General features: G+C 62.0%; 14 protein-coding genes. 7 read left to right on the top strand and 7 right to left on the bottom strand.

Annotation, left to right across the window (positions count from 1 at the left end; genetic code table 11):
• Positions 1–4 precede the first annotated feature (4 nt).
• From QLG10_RS04830 to QLG10_RS04800, 7 genes are all read right to left on the bottom strand, one after another.
• On the bottom strand, positions 5–1,015 hold the full coding sequence (locus tag QLG10_RS04830; protein WP_110748626.1) for a chemotaxis response regulator protein-glutamate methylesterase: 1,011 nt from the start codon (positions 1,013–1,015) through the stop codon (positions 5–7).
• Positions 1,012–3,297: a hybrid sensor histidine kinase/response regulator gene (locus tag QLG10_RS04825; protein WP_110748623.1), complete on the bottom strand. Its 2,286-nt coding sequence runs from the start codon at positions 3,295–3,297 to the stop codon at positions 1,012–1,014. The genes QLG10_RS04830 and QLG10_RS04825 overlap by 4 nt, the downstream gene beginning before the upstream one ends.
• Complete coding sequence (locus QLG10_RS04820) at positions 3,294–3,977, bottom strand: chemotaxis protein CheW (RefSeq protein WP_282485835.1); 684 nt, start codon at positions 3,975–3,977, stop codon at positions 3,294–3,296. The genes QLG10_RS04825 and QLG10_RS04820 overlap by 4 nt, the downstream gene beginning before the upstream one ends.
• Positions 3,974–5,245 (bottom strand): CheR family methyltransferase, encoded by a 1,272-nt coding sequence (locus tag QLG10_RS04815; protein WP_188265481.1) that lies wholly within the window; start codon positions 5,243–5,245, stop codon positions 3,974–3,976. Before QLG10_RS04815 ends, QLG10_RS04820 begins: the two co-directional genes overlap by 4 nt.
• Positions 5,242–5,778, bottom strand: coding sequence for a chemotaxis protein CheW (locus tag QLG10_RS04810; protein WP_110748614.1), 537 nt, complete (start codon positions 5,776–5,778; stop codon positions 5,242–5,244). The genes QLG10_RS04815 and QLG10_RS04810 overlap by 4 nt, the downstream gene beginning before the upstream one ends.
• Positions 5,778–7,400 carry a methyl-accepting chemotaxis protein gene (locus tag QLG10_RS04805; RefSeq protein WP_188265480.1) on the bottom strand — a complete coding sequence of 541 codons (1,623 nt, stop codon included), beginning with the start codon at positions 7,398–7,400 and terminating at the stop codon, positions 5,778–5,780. Before QLG10_RS04805 ends, QLG10_RS04810 begins: the two co-directional genes overlap by 1 nt.
• Before the next feature lie 205 nt (positions 7,401–7,605).
• Entirely contained in the window at positions 7,606–8,289 is a 684-nt protein-coding gene (locus QLG10_RS04800; RefSeq protein ID WP_282485826.1) for a tellurite resistance TerB family protein, read from the bottom strand.
• A gap of 207 nt (positions 8,290–8,496) precedes the next feature.
• On the opposite strand from QLG10_RS04800, the gene QLG10_RS04795 reads away from it, so the two are divergent.
• From QLG10_RS04795 to QLG10_RS04765, 7 genes are all read left to right on the top strand, one after another.
• Positions 8,497–9,411 carry a LysR family transcriptional regulator gene (locus tag QLG10_RS04795; protein ID WP_020799666.1) on the top strand — a complete coding sequence of 305 codons (915 nt, stop codon included), beginning with the start codon at positions 8,497–8,499 and terminating at the stop codon, positions 9,409–9,411.
• A 131-nt stretch (positions 9,412–9,542) separates the two neighbouring features.
• Positions 9,543–11,000, top strand: a complete 1,458-nt coding sequence (locus QLG10_RS04790) for a gamma-aminobutyraldehyde dehydrogenase (protein WP_110748606.1) — start codon at positions 9,543–9,545, stop codon at positions 10,998–11,000.
• A gap of 83 nt (positions 11,001–11,083) precedes the next feature.
• Positions 11,084–12,238 carry a putative ABC transporter substrate-binding protein YdcS gene (gene ydcS / locus QLG10_RS04785; RefSeq protein WP_110748603.1) on the top strand — a complete coding sequence of 385 codons (1,155 nt, stop codon included), beginning with the start codon at positions 11,084–11,086 and terminating at the stop codon, positions 12,236–12,238.
• A 172-nt stretch (positions 12,239–12,410) separates the two neighbouring features.
• A complete protein-coding gene (locus QLG10_RS04780) occupies positions 12,411–13,448 on the top strand; it encodes an ABC transporter ATP-binding protein (protein WP_110748601.1) in 1,038 nt (345 codons plus the stop codon).
• 1 nt (position 13,449) lies between these two features.
• Positions 13,450–14,397, top strand: coding sequence for an ABC transporter permease (locus QLG10_RS04775; protein ID WP_110748598.1), 948 nt, complete (start codon positions 13,450–13,452; stop codon positions 14,395–14,397).
• Positions 14,387–15,196 carry an ABC transporter permease gene (locus QLG10_RS04770; protein ID WP_110748595.1) on the top strand — a complete coding sequence of 270 codons (810 nt, stop codon included), beginning with the start codon at positions 14,387–14,389 and terminating at the stop codon, positions 15,194–15,196. Before QLG10_RS04775 ends, QLG10_RS04770 begins: the two co-directional genes overlap by 11 nt.
• Positions 15,197–15,381: 185 nt before the next feature.
• Positions 15,382–16,105 (top strand): aldehyde dehydrogenase family protein (locus QLG10_RS04765; RefSeq protein ID WP_282485822.1); only part of this gene is annotated, 724 nt, incomplete at its 3' end.

Genomic DNA, 16,105 nt, shown 5'->3' with positions numbered 1-16,105 from the left:
AGGGTCACTTGGGGAATATCTCCAGCAATCGCGGCGCTATCTGTTCCAGCGGGCGTATTTCCACGGCGGCATCGATGGCGGCAGCCGCCTTCGGCATACCGTACACCGCACTGCTTTGTTGATCCTGTGCGATGGTCAGGTAGCCATGCTGGCGCATGAGTTTAAGCCCTTGCGCCCCATCACGCCCCATGCCGGTCAACAAAACGCCAACCGCATCGCCATTCCAGTAACTGGCCACGCTCTCGAAAAACACATCGATAGAGGGCCGGTAGATCTCGTTGACCGGTTCGGCCGTGTAGGCCAGCTTGCCGTTTTTCAACAAACGAATATGGTGGTTGGTGCCCGCCAGCAGCACGGTGCCGCTTTGCGGCGGTTCGCCCTCCTGGGCCAGGCGCACGTTCAGGCCGCTGGCGCTGCCGAGCCATTCGGCCATGCCAGCGGCAAATACCTGGTCAACGTGTTGGACCAATACGATGGCCGGGGAAAAATCCCGTGGCAATCCCTTGAGCAGGAGTTCCAAAGCCGCCGGCCCGCCAGCGGATGAACCGATGGCGATCAGGCTCTGGCGTGGGCCCGAACTGCGCGTCGGATTCGGTGCCGATCGTTCCCGATTGCCCTTGTCGCCGATCAGCCAGCTGATATTCATGATCTTGCGTAGCAGCGGTGCCGCCGCTTCCTGGGCATTGCCCGCGCCGAGGGCCGGCGTGTCGACCACATCCAGGGCGCCATGGCCCATGGCCTCGAACACCCGATGCACGTTCTGCTGGCGATCGACAGTGACGATGACGATCGCGCAGGGCGTTTCAGCCATGATGCGCCGGGTGGCCTCCACTCCGTCCATCACCGGCATGATCAAATCCATCAGGATCAGGTCTGGCGTCTGTTCGGCACACTTTTGCACCGCCTCGCGGCCATTGCCCGCCACCCAGATCACCTGGTGGGCCGGCTCGAAAGCCAACGCCCGGCGCAAGGCTTCCACGGCCATTGGCATGTCATTGACGATTGCGATCTTCATGCCCGTGCTCCTCCTATGAGCTCAACCACTGCATCGAGCAGGGCATCGTCGTGAAAACTGGCTTTGGCTAGATAATAGTCGGCCCCGGCGTCCAGTCCACGACGACGGTCTTCTTCACGATCCTTGTAGGACACCACCATCACCGGCAGCGATTGCAGACGATTGTCCCGGCGCAACAACGACACCAGCTCGATGCCGTCCATGCGCGGCATGTCGATGTCGGTGATCAGCAGGTCGAAATCTTCGGAACGCAAGGCATTCCAGCCATCCATGCCGTCGACCGCCACGGCCACGTCATAACCTCGATTGAGCAACAGTTTGCGCTGCAGCTCACGCACGGTCAGGGAGTCATCGACGACCAGGACTCGCTTGCGGGCCGCTGCGACGACCTGGTTGCTGTGGCGCGCAATGCGCTCCAGACGCCCGGTGTTGAGCAACTTGTCCACCGAACGCAGCATGTCCTCGACATCGACGATCAACACCACCGAACCGTCGTCGAGCAGAGCGCCGGCGGAGATATCCTGGACCTTGCCGAGGCGCTCATCCAGGGGCAATACAACCAATGTCCGCTCGCCGATAAAGCGCTCTACCGCAATGCCATAAATCGCATCACGCTCACGGATCACCACGACTTTCAGGGTTTGCTGGCTACCTTGACTGGCCGGACGCTGCAACAACTGACTGGCCGCGACGAGGCCGACATGCCGGCCTTCATGCCAGAAATGCTGGCGGCCCTCGACCTGAACGATATCCGCCGGTTCCAGATCACACATGCGTTCAATGTGCGCCAGCGGGAATGCATAAGCCTCTTCACCGACTTCCACCACCAGGCTGCGCACCACGGACAGGGTCAGGGGCACCTCGAGATGGAAACGACTGCCCTCGCCCGCCGTCTGCTCCAGCACCACCGCACCGCGCAACTGGCGAACCATGTGCTGCACCGCATCCAGGCCAACGCCGCGCCCGGAGACTTCGGTGACAGTGTCGCGCAGACTGAAGCCGGGCAGGAAAAGGAAGGTCAGCAGTTCCTCTTCACTCAATTGCGCGGCGGTATCGGCCGGGGATAACTGGCGTTCGACGATGCTGCGACGGACCTTTTCCAGATCGACCCCGTTACCGTCATCGCTCAGCTGCAGCACCAGCAATCCGGCCTGATGGGACGCGCGCAGACGAATCAGGCCCTCTGCCGGCTTACCCGCCAACAGCCTTTGTTCCGGACTTTCGATACCGTGATCGACGGCATTGCGCAGCAAGTGAGTCAGTGGCGCTTCGAGTTTTTCCAGGACGTCGCGATCGACCTGGGTCTTTTCGCCCTCGATCTCCAGCCGCACTTGCTTGCCGAGGCTACGACCGAGGTCGCGGACCATCCGCACCTGCCCCGTCAAGACATCGGCGAACGGCCGCATGCGACAAGCCAGCGCGGTGTCGTACAACACCTGCGCGCGCTGGCTGGCCTGCCAGGCAAACTCATCCAGTTCGGCGTTTTTTTCCACCAGCAATTGCTGGGACTCCGCCAGGAGCCGGCGTGCATCGTCAAGGGCTTCCCGGGCTTCGAGGCTCAGGACTTGCTCCTTGAGATGGACGTTCAGATTTTCCAGCGCCCGCTGACTGTTGCTCTGCATGCGCTTGAGCCGCTGCATGGTGGCCAGGTGCGGTTTGAGCCGCAGGGTTTCCACCAGGGATTTACTCGACAGATCGAGCAGGCTGTTCAAGCGCTCGGCAGTGACGCGCAGTACGCGCTCGCCGTTTTCGGTGGTACGCCTGGCCAGCTTGGGCGATACCGCCAGCGATTCGACGGGCACCGCCGGCTCTTCGATCGCGGGTGCGGGCGCTTCAACTTGCAGTTCGGCCATCACCGGCGAGGCGGGGGCCATGCTCGCGATCGCAGCAGCCATCGGATCGAGCAGGCGCCCCATCAATGCGACATATGCATCGATGTCCGCAGCGCCCGGCGCATTGTTCGGTGTCGCAATGCGCATCAGCAGGTCGGTGCCTTGCAGCAACGCATCAATGTGTTCCGGGCGCAGGTACAAGCGCCCTTCCTGGGCACTGACCAGGCAATCTTCCATGACATGGGCAACGCTGACGCCAGCATCGACGCCGACGATCCGGGCCGCGCCTTTTAGCGAATGGGCCGCACGCATGCACGATTCGAGATGATCAGCCTGGGTCGGATCACGTTCCAGCGCCAACAATCCTGTGCTCAGCACCTGGGTCTGGGCCTCGGCCTCCAGGCTGAACAGCTCCAGCAACGAAGAGTCGCGCATTTGCTCGGGGGTCATGTGAGGCTCCGGGTCACGGCGGACATCAGCTGATCTTCATCCAGCCAGCGCAGGCTGCGACCTTTGAATTGCATCACGCCACGGGTGTACTTGGCACTGGCCTGCGCGCCAGAGCGGGACGCCGCTTCAAGGATGCGTTCGTCGATGGCATGAATCCCGTCCACTTCGTCTACCGGCACCACCACGGGACCGCCGTGGGCGGCGATGATCAGCATGCGCGGCACGACTCGCGCGCCACTGGTCAGGCTGCTGGTGCTATCGAGCCCCAGCAACTCGACCAGGGAGAGGCACGCCACCAACGCACCCCGTACATTCGCCACCCCTAGCAAGGCCCGGGAGCGTTGATGGGGCAATGAATGAATGGTTTGCAACGGCGCCACTTCGACCAGGCTGCGAGTGGCCAGCGCCAGCCATTCTTCGCCGAGGCGGAACATCAGCAGCGAACGGGTCTTCACCTCGCTTTCGACGGCAGTGGACGCTGACGCGCGTTCCTCCTGCTGCAACGCGTAGCGATCCAGCAGGCGCGTGGCGGCCGCCGAATACACGGCGCAATTACGGCAGTGAACGTGTTCGCTCAGCAGCGGGCAGGACTTGTCGCCGTGAATACCAATGCGATTCCAGCAGTCGTCGATGGACTGGGCATCTTCATGGGTGACGTTCAAGGAGTCGGAGGCGATCATCGTTTACGCTCACTGTCGGCGGCGCGCTCGCTGCGGGCGGCGCGATCCTGCAATCGTCTGGCTCCCGCGGTATCACCCTGGGATTGCAGCAAGGCAGCCAAGTGCATCAATGCGTCGGCATGTTGCGGGTCGAGGTACAACGCCTTGCGATAAAAGCCCTGGGCTTCGAGGACGCTGCCGGCGACATCGCTGAGCAGCCCCAGCCAATAAAACACCTGGGCCACCGGTTCGTGGTGGCGTAGATAGTTATCACAAGCGGCACGGGCTTCGGCGCTTTTGCCTTCGTTGGCCAGCGCGGCGACGTTCGCCAGCAGCGCGGCGGCGTCGGATGTGCTTGGAGCGATTGGGTGCGATACCTGCTTGACGCTGGCGAACGGGCGCCGTTGAGTCGGTACCGGCGCCACCCTGCGCACGGTTTGCGGCACCGGCAACGGTGTGGGTACGAATGCCGGCAGAGGCTCGGGCTCCGGAGCGCTATGGCGGCTGAAGGCAAAGGATTGTGGGATACCAATCGAACGCATGCCCAGGCGCCCCAGCAGGCTGCCCTCCGCCGGGCCGATAAACAGTACCCCATCAATATGGGTCAAGCGCTTGAGTACCTCGAAAACCTGTTTCTGTGTGGGCAGATCGAAGTAGATCAGCAGATTGCGGCAGAACACGAAGTCATAGGGTGGCTCGTTGGCGAGCAAGGTCGGATCGAGCAGATTGCCGACCTGCAGGCGCACTTGCTCCAGCACCCGGGCGCTGAGTCGATAGCCATCATTTTCGGGGATGAAATGGCGGTCACGGAACGCAATATCCTGACCGCGAAACGAATTCTTGCCGTATAGCGCTCGTCGGGCTTTTTCCACCGACAACGGGCTGACGTCCATGCCATCGACCTTGAACTGGTGCGGCTTGAACCCGGCATCCAGCAGCGCCATGGCAATGGAATAAGGCTCTTCGCCGGTGGAGCATGGCAGGCTGAGAATCCGCAGGGCGCGCATGTTGTTGAGCTCGGCCAGGCGCCTGGTCGCCAGTTTCGCCAAGGTGGTGAAAGATTCCGGGTAACGGAAAAACCAGGTTTCAGGGACGATCACCGCTTCGATCAACGCCTGCTGCTCGTCGCTTGAACACTGCAAGGTGCGCCAATATTCGTCGGCGGTCTGCGCTTGGGACGCGGCACTGCGCTGGCGTACCGCACGCTCGATGATCGCCGGGCCGACCGACGTCACGTCGAGGCCGATACGCTCCTTGAGAAAATCGAAAAACCGCTGGTCGCTGCTCATTGCCACTGCTCCAGCAATGCCGGGTCCAGGGGTGGCGTCGGGTACAACAGCGCACGCACCTGATCGTCCAGCAGGTCGGCCACCCGCACCCATTGCAACAAACCCTGGGCATCTTCACGCACGGGCCCCAGGTATGGCGCCTGCGGATTGTCCAGGCCATAGGGCTGAAATTGCGCCGGGTTGCAACGCACGGTGTCGGTGGCCCGTTCCAGAATCAGACCGAGCAATTGCGCCTGGGCGGTTGCATCCGGCCGGTAATGCACCAGCACCAGGCGCGTGCTGGTACGCGCCTGCGCGGGCGTACCGAAGGTCAATGCACTGAGGTCGATGACCGGCACCACCGCGCCGCGATAGGCCAATACCCCGGCGACCCAGTGCGGCGCCTGGGCAATCGGCTTCAATGGCAGGCGCGGCAGCACTTCCGCCACCTCGATCGCCTGCAAGGCATACCGCTCGTGACCGATGCGAAACACCAGGAATAACGCGTGCGCCGCCTGTTTCACGGCAGAGCGCTTGGCCGTCAGCTCGCTCATCAGACTTTGAATCGCGAGACGCCGCTACGCAGCCCTACCGCCACCTGGCTCAGCTCGTCGATGGCGAAACTGGCCTGGCGCAGGGATTCGACGGTCTGGCTGCTGGCATCACCCAATTGCACCAGCGCGTGGTTGATCTGCTCGGCGCCGGTGGCCTGGGCCTGCATGCCTTCATTGACCATCAACACCCGCGGCGCCAGCGCCTGGACCTGATGGATGATCTGCGACAACTGCTCGCCCACCTGCTGCACCTCGAACATGCCGCGGCGCACTTCCTCGGAGAATTTGTCCATGCCCATCACACCGGCCGATACCGCCGATTGAATCTCGCGCACCATCTGTTCGATGTCGTAGGTGGCAACGGCAGTCTGGTCCGCCAGACGCCGGACTTCCGTCGCAACCACGGCAAAACCTCGACCGTATTCGCCGGCCTTCTCGGCTTCGATAGCCGCGTTGAGCGACAACAGGTTGGTCTGATCGGCGACCTTGACGATGGTCACCACCACCTGGTTAATGTTGCCGGCCTTCTCGTTGAGGATCGCCAGCTTGGCGTTGACCAGGTCAGCCGCGCCCATCACCGAATGCATGGTCTCCTCCATGCGCGCCAGGCCCTGTTGCCCGGAACCGGCGGCCACCGATGCCTGGTCGGCGGCGGTGGACACTTCGGTCATGGTGCGCACCAGGTCACGAGACGTAGCGGCGATTTCCCGGGAGGTCGCGCCGATTTCAGTGGTGGTCGCGGCCGTTTCGGTGGCGGTGGCCTGCTGTTGCTTGGACGTCGCGGCGATCTCGGTGACCGATGTGGTCACTTGCACCGAAGAACGCTGGGCCTGGGATACCAGGGCGGTCAGCTCGGTCATCATGTCGTTGAAGCCGGTTTCCACGGCACCGAACTCATCCTTGCGCTCAAGATTGAGACGCGAGCTCAGGTCGCCCGTGCGCATGATTTCGAGGATTTGCACGATACGATTCATCGGCGCCATGATGGCGCGCATCAACAGCAGGCCGCAAAGGCCGGCGGCCAGCACGGCCAGCACCAGGGAAATGCCCATGATCCCCTTGGCGGTGAGTACCGCATCGTCGATGGCCGCCACATCCTGGTCTGCCACCGCTTTGTTATGGCGCAAAATATCACTGAGCTTCATTCGGCCGGCGGTCCAGGCGGGGGTCAGCTCTTCGTTGAACACCCTCATGGCTTCGGCGTCCTGGTTGCGTTTATGCAGCTCGGTAACGGCAAGCAGGATGCGGTGATACTCGGCATGGAGTTTTTCGAACGCGGCATACTCGACCTTGTCTTCATCGGTCGTGACCGTCTCGCGATACAGCTCCATCTGCTCTTGCAGACGCGCGGAGAAGTTCTGGAAGTCCGCCGCATCCTTGGCGGTGAAGCCCTTCCCCTGCTCCAGCCCGAGCATCTCCAGCATCCGCAAGTAACTGTCGGACCAGGCGCCGCGAACCATCGAGCTGTAATACAAGCCCGGCAACGCATCCTCACGAACGCTCGCTTCGCTGGTCTCGATCTTCAACAACCGCGAATACGAGACGACCACCATCAGCAGCATGATGGCGATAATTACCGCAAAGCTCGCCAAAATGCGTTGGCGCAACGTCCAGTTCTTCACAGTCAATCCTCGGGGGCATTTTGAAATGCGGGGAGTATAGCCGAGGGCGCTGTTTCATTTATAAGACGGTTGCGCCACTTCTCATCTCTTGGCAAAAAAAATCGAAGTGGTCGGTTTATAGTCAAAAGATCGCAGCCTGCGGCAGCTCCTACAGGTGCACCCCGATCCCTTGTAGGAGCTGCCGCAGGCTGCGATCTTTGAAGGCTTACATCGAAGCCTGGCGCACCTGCTTCTCCAGTTCGGCCTTCAACCCTGGCGCCAGCTTGAGTTGCCGCGCCAGCTCATCGAGGTAGGACTTCTCCATGAAGCTCTCCTCATCCACCAGCATCACACTGGCGATGTACATCTCGGCGGCCATTTCCGGGGTGCTGGCGGCGCGGGCGACATCGCCCGGATCCAGTGGTTTGTTCAGTTCCGCGTGCAGCCAGTGCTGCAGCTCCTGATCGTTGTCGAGCTTGCTGAACTCACCTTCGATCAGCTCGCGTTCGCGCGCGTCAATATGACCGTCTGCCTTGGCCGCGGCCACCAGGGCCTTGAGAATCGCCTGGCTGTGCTGCTCGGCTTGGGCCATTGGCAGGCGATCCAGGGTTTGCGGTTCGGTCTTCGGGGCGGTGCCCTGCTGGGCTTGCCAGTTGCCGTAGGCCTTGTAGGCCAGCACACCCAATGCGGCGAGGCCGCCATAAATCGCGACCTTGCCTCCGACCTTGCGCGCCTTCTTGTTACCCAGCAGCAGGCCCATGGCCCCGGCGGCCAGAGCCCCGCCGCCGGCACCGGAGAGCAAGCTGCCGATGCCACTGCTCGCCCCCTTGTTCTGCGCCGCACCGGTATTTTTTTGCAACAGATCCTGGCCAGACTTGAGCAGTTGGTCGAGCAATCCACGGGTGATCATTTTCCGCCTCCACAAAAGGTTTAACCGGACACTAAGGCCATCAGCCTAATTCGAAAGTGCCCGGCGACTTCGGTGGGTTTGCTTCCAGATGTTGCTGGGAAAAGGCTCCTGCCAGTGGCTTGCCGCAAATTACTGCCCGGACGCCCATCGAAAAAAAAGATATACACTGCCTAAAATCTATAAAAACCGCTTACCTGGTACGGCCTCATGATGACCCTGCGTCAAATCCGGCACTTCATTGCAGTGGCCGAGACCGGCTCGATCTCCGCCGCCGCGCAAACCGCGTTCATTTCCCAATCCACCCTGACCCTGGCGATCCAGCAGCTCGAGCAGGAGATCGGCGTCGGCCTGTTCAACCGCCACGCCAAGGGCATGACCCTGACCCATCAGGGGCATCAGTTCCTGCGCCAGGCGCATTTGATCCTGGCCACCGTGGACAATGCCAAGCGCAGCCTGCAACAAAGCACCGACCAGGTGGCCGGGCAATTGATCGTCGGGGTGACCAGCCTGGTGGCCGGTTACTACCTGGCGGACCTGCTCACCCGTTTCCAGCGCGCCTACCCCAACGTCGAAATCCGCGTAATGGAAGACGAACGCCCCTACATCGAACATTTGCTGGTCAGCGGCGAGATCGATGTCGGGGTGCTGATCCTTTCCAACCTTGAAGACCGTCACGCCTTGCAGACCGAAGTGCTGACCCACTCACCCCATCGACTGTGGTTGCCGGCCCAGCATCCGCTGCTGGAACACGACAGCATCAACCTCGCCGACGTGGCCCGCGAGCCGCTGATTCAATTGAACGTCGATGAGATGGATCGCAATGCCCAGCGCATGTGGACAGCCGCCTCCCTGCAACCACGCATCACCCTGCGCACGGCCTCGACCGAAGCGGTGCGTAGCCTGGTGGCGGCCGGACTGGGGGTTTCGATCCAGCCCGACATGACGTATCGCCCGTGGTCGCTGGAGGGCGACATCATCGAAGCGCGGCCGATTGCCGACCTGAGCCAGACCCTCGATGTCGGCCTGGCCTGGCGTCGCGGCACTGCGCGCCCGGCCCTGGTGGACCCGTTCCTGACTGTCGCCCGCGAACAGCCCCATGGCGGGCGCAAGCCATCTATTTAATCGAATGCCACCTTCAGTATTTAGAATTTGTCGACCTCGGGTCTGCGCACTAGTCTTGATGCATCCATATAAGACGGCCAGCCCCAGTCACAGGGAGCAACATGGCCACACAAGAAAAGAGCACCCGAAAAATGGCTGGCCCACAGACTCCGTTGTTCACCGCATTGTTGATCGAGGGTGAATTAGTCGCAGGGCAAGGCCGTGTCGAAGCGATTCTCAACCCGGCCACCGGCGAAGTGTTGACGCACATCGCCGAAGCCAGCACCGAACAAGTCGAAGCCGCCATCCTCGCCGCGCACCGCGCCTTCGCCGGCTGGTCGCGGACCACGCCGCAGCAGCGCTCGAGCCTGTTGCTGGACATCGCCAACGCCATCGAAAAAAACGCCGACCTGCTCGCCCGCCTCGAGTCGATGAACTGCGGCAAGCCGTTGCACCTGGCCCGCCAGGACGACTTGAGCGCCACGGTCGATGTGTTCCGCTTTTTCGCCGGAGCCGTGCGCTGCCAGACCGGCCAGCTCAGCGGCGAGTACCTGCCGGGCTACACCAGCATGGTGCGGCGCGATCCTATCGGGGTCGTTGCGTCCATCGCGCCGTGGAATTACCCGATCATGATGGCGGCGTGGAAAATCGCCCCGGCCCTGGCCGCCGGCAATACCCTGGTGTTCAAGCCCTCGGAACACACGCCCCTGTCGATCCTGGCGTTGGCCCCGGCGCTGGCCGAGATCCTGCCGCCTGGCGTGATCAACATTGTTTGCGGTGGCGGCGAAGGCGTCGGCAGTCATCTGGTCAGCCATCCGAAGGTGCGCATGGTGTCGCTGACCGGCGATATCGTCACCGGGCAGAAAATCCTCCAGGCCGCGGCAAAGACCCTCAAGCGCACGCACCTCGAACTGGGCGGCAAAGCGCCCGTGATCGTCTGCAACGATGCCGATATCCAGGCGGTGGTCGAAGGCGTGCGCACCTACGGCTATTACAACGCCGGCCAGGACTGCACCGCCGCTTGCCGGGTGTATGCCCAGGCCGGCATTCACGATCGCCTGGTGGCCGAACTCGGCGCAGCGGTCAGCAGCCTGCGTTTCGCCGGTAAACGCGATGCCGACAACGAAATCGGCCCGTTGATCAGCACTCGCCAGCGCGACCGCGTGGCCAGTTTCGTCGAGCGCGCCCTCGGCCAGCCGCATATCGAACGGGTAACCGGTGCGGCGGTGCATTCCGGCGCCGGCTTCTATTACCAACCGACGTTGCTCGCCGGTTGCAAGCAAGGCGATGAAATCGTCCAGCGCGAAGTGTTCGGGCCGGTGGTCACCGTGACCCGATTCGATCAGCTGGAACAGGCGGTGGACTGGGCCAACGACTCGGAATACGGCCTGGCCTCGTCGGTCTGGACGCAGAACCTGGACAAGGCGATGCAGGTTGCCGCGCGGTTGCAGTATGGCTGCACCTGGATCAACAGCCATTTCATGCTGGTCAGCGAGATGCCCCACGGCGGGCTCAAGCGTTCGGGTTATGGCAAGGACCTGTCCAGCGATTCACTTCAGGACTACAGCGTGGTGCGGCACATCATGGCACGCCACGGGCAGCATCTCTGACTACGCTAATAACAAGCCGTTAACGGCATGCTTCACCACGTTCACCACTGCCCCGACCATAATTTGAAGAAGAGGGAAATCCCATGTTCGTGCACAAGACCGCACTGCTCAGTGCCATCACCCCCTTACTGCTGGCCAGTGGCGTGTTTGTCCACGCCGCCGAGCCACTGAAGGCCGTCGGTGCCGGCGAAGGCCAGCTGGATATCGTCGCGTGGCCTGGCTACATCGAACGTGGCGAAAGCGACAAGGCCTACGACTGGGTGACCGGTTTCGAGAAAGAAACCGGCTGCAAGGTCAACGTGAAAACCGCTGCGACCTCCGATGAGATGGTCAGCCTGATGGCCAAGGGTGGTTATGACCTGGTGACCGCGTCGGGGGATGCCTCGCTGCGCCTGATCGTCGGCAAACGCGTGCAGCCGATCAACACGGCGTTGATCCCGAACTGGAAGAACCTCGACCCGCGCCTGAAGGATGCGCCGTGGTACGTGGTCAACAAGCAGACCTACGGTACCCCGTACCAGTGGGGTCCGAACGTATTGATGTACAACACCAATGTCTTCAAGACCGCGCCCGACAGCTGGGGCGTGCTGTTCAATGCCGAAGACCTGCCGGACGGCAAGCCGAACAAGGGCCGCGTGCAGGCCTATGACGGTCCGATCTACATCGCCGACGCGGCGCTGTACCTGAAATCCGCCAAGCCGGAACTGGGCATCCAGAACCCCTACGAACTGACCGAAGCACAATACAAGGCCGTGCTCGATCTGTTGCGCGCCCAGCAGCCGTTGATCCACCGCTACTGGCACGACACCACCGTACAGATGAGTGACTTCAAGAATGAGGGCGTAGTGGCGTCCGGGGCCTGGCCCTATCAGGTCAACGGCCTGATCAACGAGAAACAACCGATCGCCTCGACCATCCCCAAGGAAGGCGCCACCGGGTGGGCCGACACCACCATGATGCACACCGATGCCAAGCACCCCAACTGTGCCTACAAGTGGATGGACTGGTCGTTGCAACCGAAAGTCCAGGGTGACGTGGCGGCCTGGTTCGGTTCGTTGCCAGCGGTACCGGCGGCGTGCAAAGAGAGCGAACTGCTTGGCGCCGAAGGCTGCAAGACCAACGGCTTCGACAACTTCGACAAGATCGCCTTCTGGAAAACCCCGCAGGCCGAGGGCGGTAAATTCGTGCCGTACAGCCGCTGGACCCAGGACTACATCGCGATCATGGGCGGCAGGTAAGCCCTCTTAAGATCAAAAGATCGCAGCCTGCGGCAGCTCCTACCGCGACCGCAGGCACCGCAGATTCGGTGCCTTCTGCAAATCCTGTAGGAGCTGCCGAAGGCTGCGATCTTTTCGACGCCACAACCGATTCAGATTTTTTAGAAAGCGCGCCTTTTTGGAGCACCGCACCATGACGCTTGCAGTCCAGTTCACCAACGTTTCCCGTCAGTTCGGCGAAGTGAAAGCCGTTGACCGGGTTTCCATCGACATCCAGGACGGCGAGTTTTTCTCCATGCTGGGGCCTTCCGGCTCAGGCAAAACCACCTGCCTGCGCCTGATCGCCGGTTTTGAGCAACCGAGCGCGGGTTCCATTCGTATTCATGGCGAGGAAGCCGCCGGCCTTCCGCCTTACCAGCGTGATGTGAACACCGTGTTCCAGGATTACGCGCTGTTCCCCCACATGAACGTTCGCGATAACGTCGCCTACGGCTTGAAAGTCAAAGGCGTCCCAAAGGCCGAGCGCCTCAAACGCGCCGAGGAAGCCCTCGACATGGTCGCCCTTGGCGGCTATGGCGAGCGCAAGCCGGTGCAACTTTCCGGTGGCCAGCGCCAGCGTGTGGCCCTGGCCCGTGCCCTGGTCAATCGCCCACGAGTGTTGCTGCTCGACGAACCGCTCGGCGCGCTGGACCTCAAGCTGCGCGAGCAGATGCAAGGCGAATTGAAGAAGCTGCAACGCCAGCTGGGCATCACCTTCATCTTCGTCACCCACGACCAGACCGAAGCGCTGTCGATGTCCGATCGCGTCGCCGTGTTCAACAAGGGTCGCATTGAACAGGTCGATTCGCCGCGCAACCTGTACATGAAGCCTTCGACCACCTTCGTCGCCGAGTTTGTCGGCACCTCCAATGTGATTCGCGGCGACCTGGCACGGCAGTTGAGCGGCAATCCCCAGCCGTTCTCGATACGCCCGGAACACGTGCGCTTCGCCGAAGGCCCGTTGGCCAGCCATGAGATCGAAGTCAGCGGCCTGCTGCACGATATCCAATACCAGGGCAGCGCCACCCGCTACGAATTGAAGTTGGAAAACGGCCAGACCTTGAACATCAGCCAGGCCAACAATCAATGGCTCGACACCAGTGCCCAGCACCAGACCGGGCAACGCCTGAGCGCACGCTGGGCCCGTGAAGCGATGATCCCGCTGCACGACACCCTGACAGGCGGGGTGTGACATGAGCACCCTGGCTGTTCCTCATTCCTCGTCGGGCGGCTCGGCGTTGCGCAGGTTTTCCAACCTGCTGTACCGCCGGCCGAACCTGTACCTGTCGATGCTGCTGGTGCCGCCGCTGCTGTGGTTCGGTGCCATTTACCTGGGTTCGTTGCTGACGTTGCTGTGGCAAGGTTTCTACACCTTCGACGACTTCACCATGGCGGTCACCCCTGACCTGACCTTGGCGAACTTCGCCGCGCTGTTCCAGCCATCGAACTTCGACATCATCCTGCGCACCCTGAGCATGGCGATTGTCGTGTCCATCGCCAGCGCCATTGTCGCCTTCCCGATTGCCTACTACATGGCGCGCTACACCACGGGTAAAACCAAGGCATTTTTCTACATCGCCGTCATGATGCCGATGTGGGCCAGTTACATCGTCAAGGCCTACGCCTGGACGCTGCTGCTGGCCAAAGGCGGCGTAGCACAGTGGTTCGTGCAGAACCTGGGGCTGGAATCGTTGTTGCAGTTTGTACTGGGCATCCCGGGGGTCGGGGGCAGTACCTTGTCGACCTCGCACCTGGGGCGCTTCATGGTGTTCGTCTACATCTGGCTGCCCTTCATGATCCTGCCGATCCAGGCCTCGCTGGAACGCCTGCCACCCTCACTGCTGCAAGCGTCCGCCGACCTTGGCGCCAAGCCGCGCCAGACTTTCATGCAGGTGATCCTGCCGCTGTCGGTGCCGGGTATTGCGGCAGGTTCCATCTTCACGTTCTCCCTGACCCTGGGCGATTTCATCGTGCCACAACTGGTCGGCCCACCCGGCTACTTCGTCGGCAGCATGGTGTATGCCCAACAAGGTGCGATCGGCAACATGCCAATGGCGGCAGCCTTCACCCTGGTGCCGATCGTGCTGATCGCCATCTACCTGTCCATCGTCAAACGACTGGGGGCCTTCGATGCACTCTGACAAAGCATCCCTGGGCTTGCGTATCGCCGCCTGGGGCGGGCTGGTGTTCCTGCACTTCCCGATCCTGATCATCTTCCTGTATGCCTTCAACACCGAAGACGCGGCGTTCAGCTTCCCGCCCAAGGGCTTCACCCTGAAGTGGATCGGCGTGGCCTTCTCACGGCCCGACGTACTGGAAGCGATCAAGTTGTCGCTGCAGATCGCGACCATTGCCACGTTGATTGCCATGGTGCTTGGCACATTGGCGTCGGCGGCGCTGTACCGACGGGACTTTTTCGGCAAGCAAGGTATCTCGCTGATGCTGATCCTGCCGATTGCCCTGCCGGGGATCATCACCGGTATCGCATTGCTGGCGACGTTCAAGACGCTGGGCATCGAGCCGGGGATGTTCACCATCATCGTCGGCCACGCGACCTTCTGCGTGGTGATCGTCTACAACAACGTCATCGCCCGCTTGCGCCGTACCTCCCACAGCCTGATCGAAGCCTCGATGGACCTCGGCGCCGATGGCTGGCAGACCTTCCGCTACATCATCCTGCCGAACCTCGGCTCGGCGTTGCTGGCCGGCGGCATGTTGGCGTTCGCGCTGTCATTCGACGAGATCATCGTCACCACCTTCACCGCCGGCCATGAACGCACCCTGCCGCTATGGCTGCTCAACCAGCTCAGCCGCCCACGGGACGTGCCGGTGACCAACGTCGTGGCGATGCTGGTGATGATGGTGACGATGCTGCCGATCCTCGGTGCCTATTACCTGACCCGGGGTGGCGAGAGCGTGGCGGGGAGCGGCGGCAAATAAATCCATAACAACTCAGCTCCCATTGAAGGAACCGAATCCAATGTGGGAGCGGGCTTGCTCGCGAAAGCGGTGTATCAGCCAACATCAATATTGAATGTGATGGCCTCTTCGCGAGCAAGCCCGCTCCCACAGTTTGAATCGGTTTCTTCAGGGGAAATAACAACAGTTCTGACGAGGACGATGCCATGCAAACCCAACTCCTGATCAACGGCCAACTGCTCACCGGCGAAGGCCCCGCCCAACCGGTGTTCAACCCGGCGCTGGGTCGCGTGCTGGTGGAAATCAACGAGGCCAGCGAGGCCCAGGTCGATGCCGCCGTACGCGCCGCCGATGCCGCCTTCGACAGCTGGTCGCAGACCCCGCCCAAGGAACGTTCGCTGCTGCTGCTCAAACTCGCCGACGCCATCGAGGCCCACGGCGAAGAGCTGGCCAAGCTCGAATCGGACAACTGCGGCAAGCCCTACAGCGCTGCGCTCAACGACGAGATCCCGGCGATTGCCGACGTGTTCCGTTTCTTCGCCGGCGCCAGCCGTTGCATGAGCGGCTCGGCCGGCGGCGAATACCTGCCCGGCCACACCTCGATGATCCGCCGCGACCCGGTCGGGGTGATCGCCTCCATCGCGCCGTGGAACTACCCGCTGATGATGGTCGCCTGGAAAATCGCCCCGGCCCTGGCCGCCGGCAATACCGTGGTGCTCAAGCCCTCGGAACAGACGCCGTTGACCGCATTGCGCCTAGCGCAACTGGCGGCGGAGATTTTCCCGGCCGGCGTGCTCAACCTGGTCTTCGGCCGCGGCCCCACCGTCGGCAGCCCGCTGGTCACCCACCCGAAAGTGCGCATGGTGTCGCTGACCGGTTCCATCGCCACTGGCGCGAACATCATTTCCAGCACCGCCGACAGCGTCAAGC

Origin of the sequence: Pseudomonas sp. V98_8 (assembly GCF_029967975.1) — a bacterium.
Lineage (GTDB): Bacteria > Pseudomonadota > Gammaproteobacteria > Pseudomonadales > Pseudomonadaceae > Aquipseudomonas > Aquipseudomonas umsongensis.
This window is presented reverse-complemented; position numbering and strand designations above follow the sequence as displayed.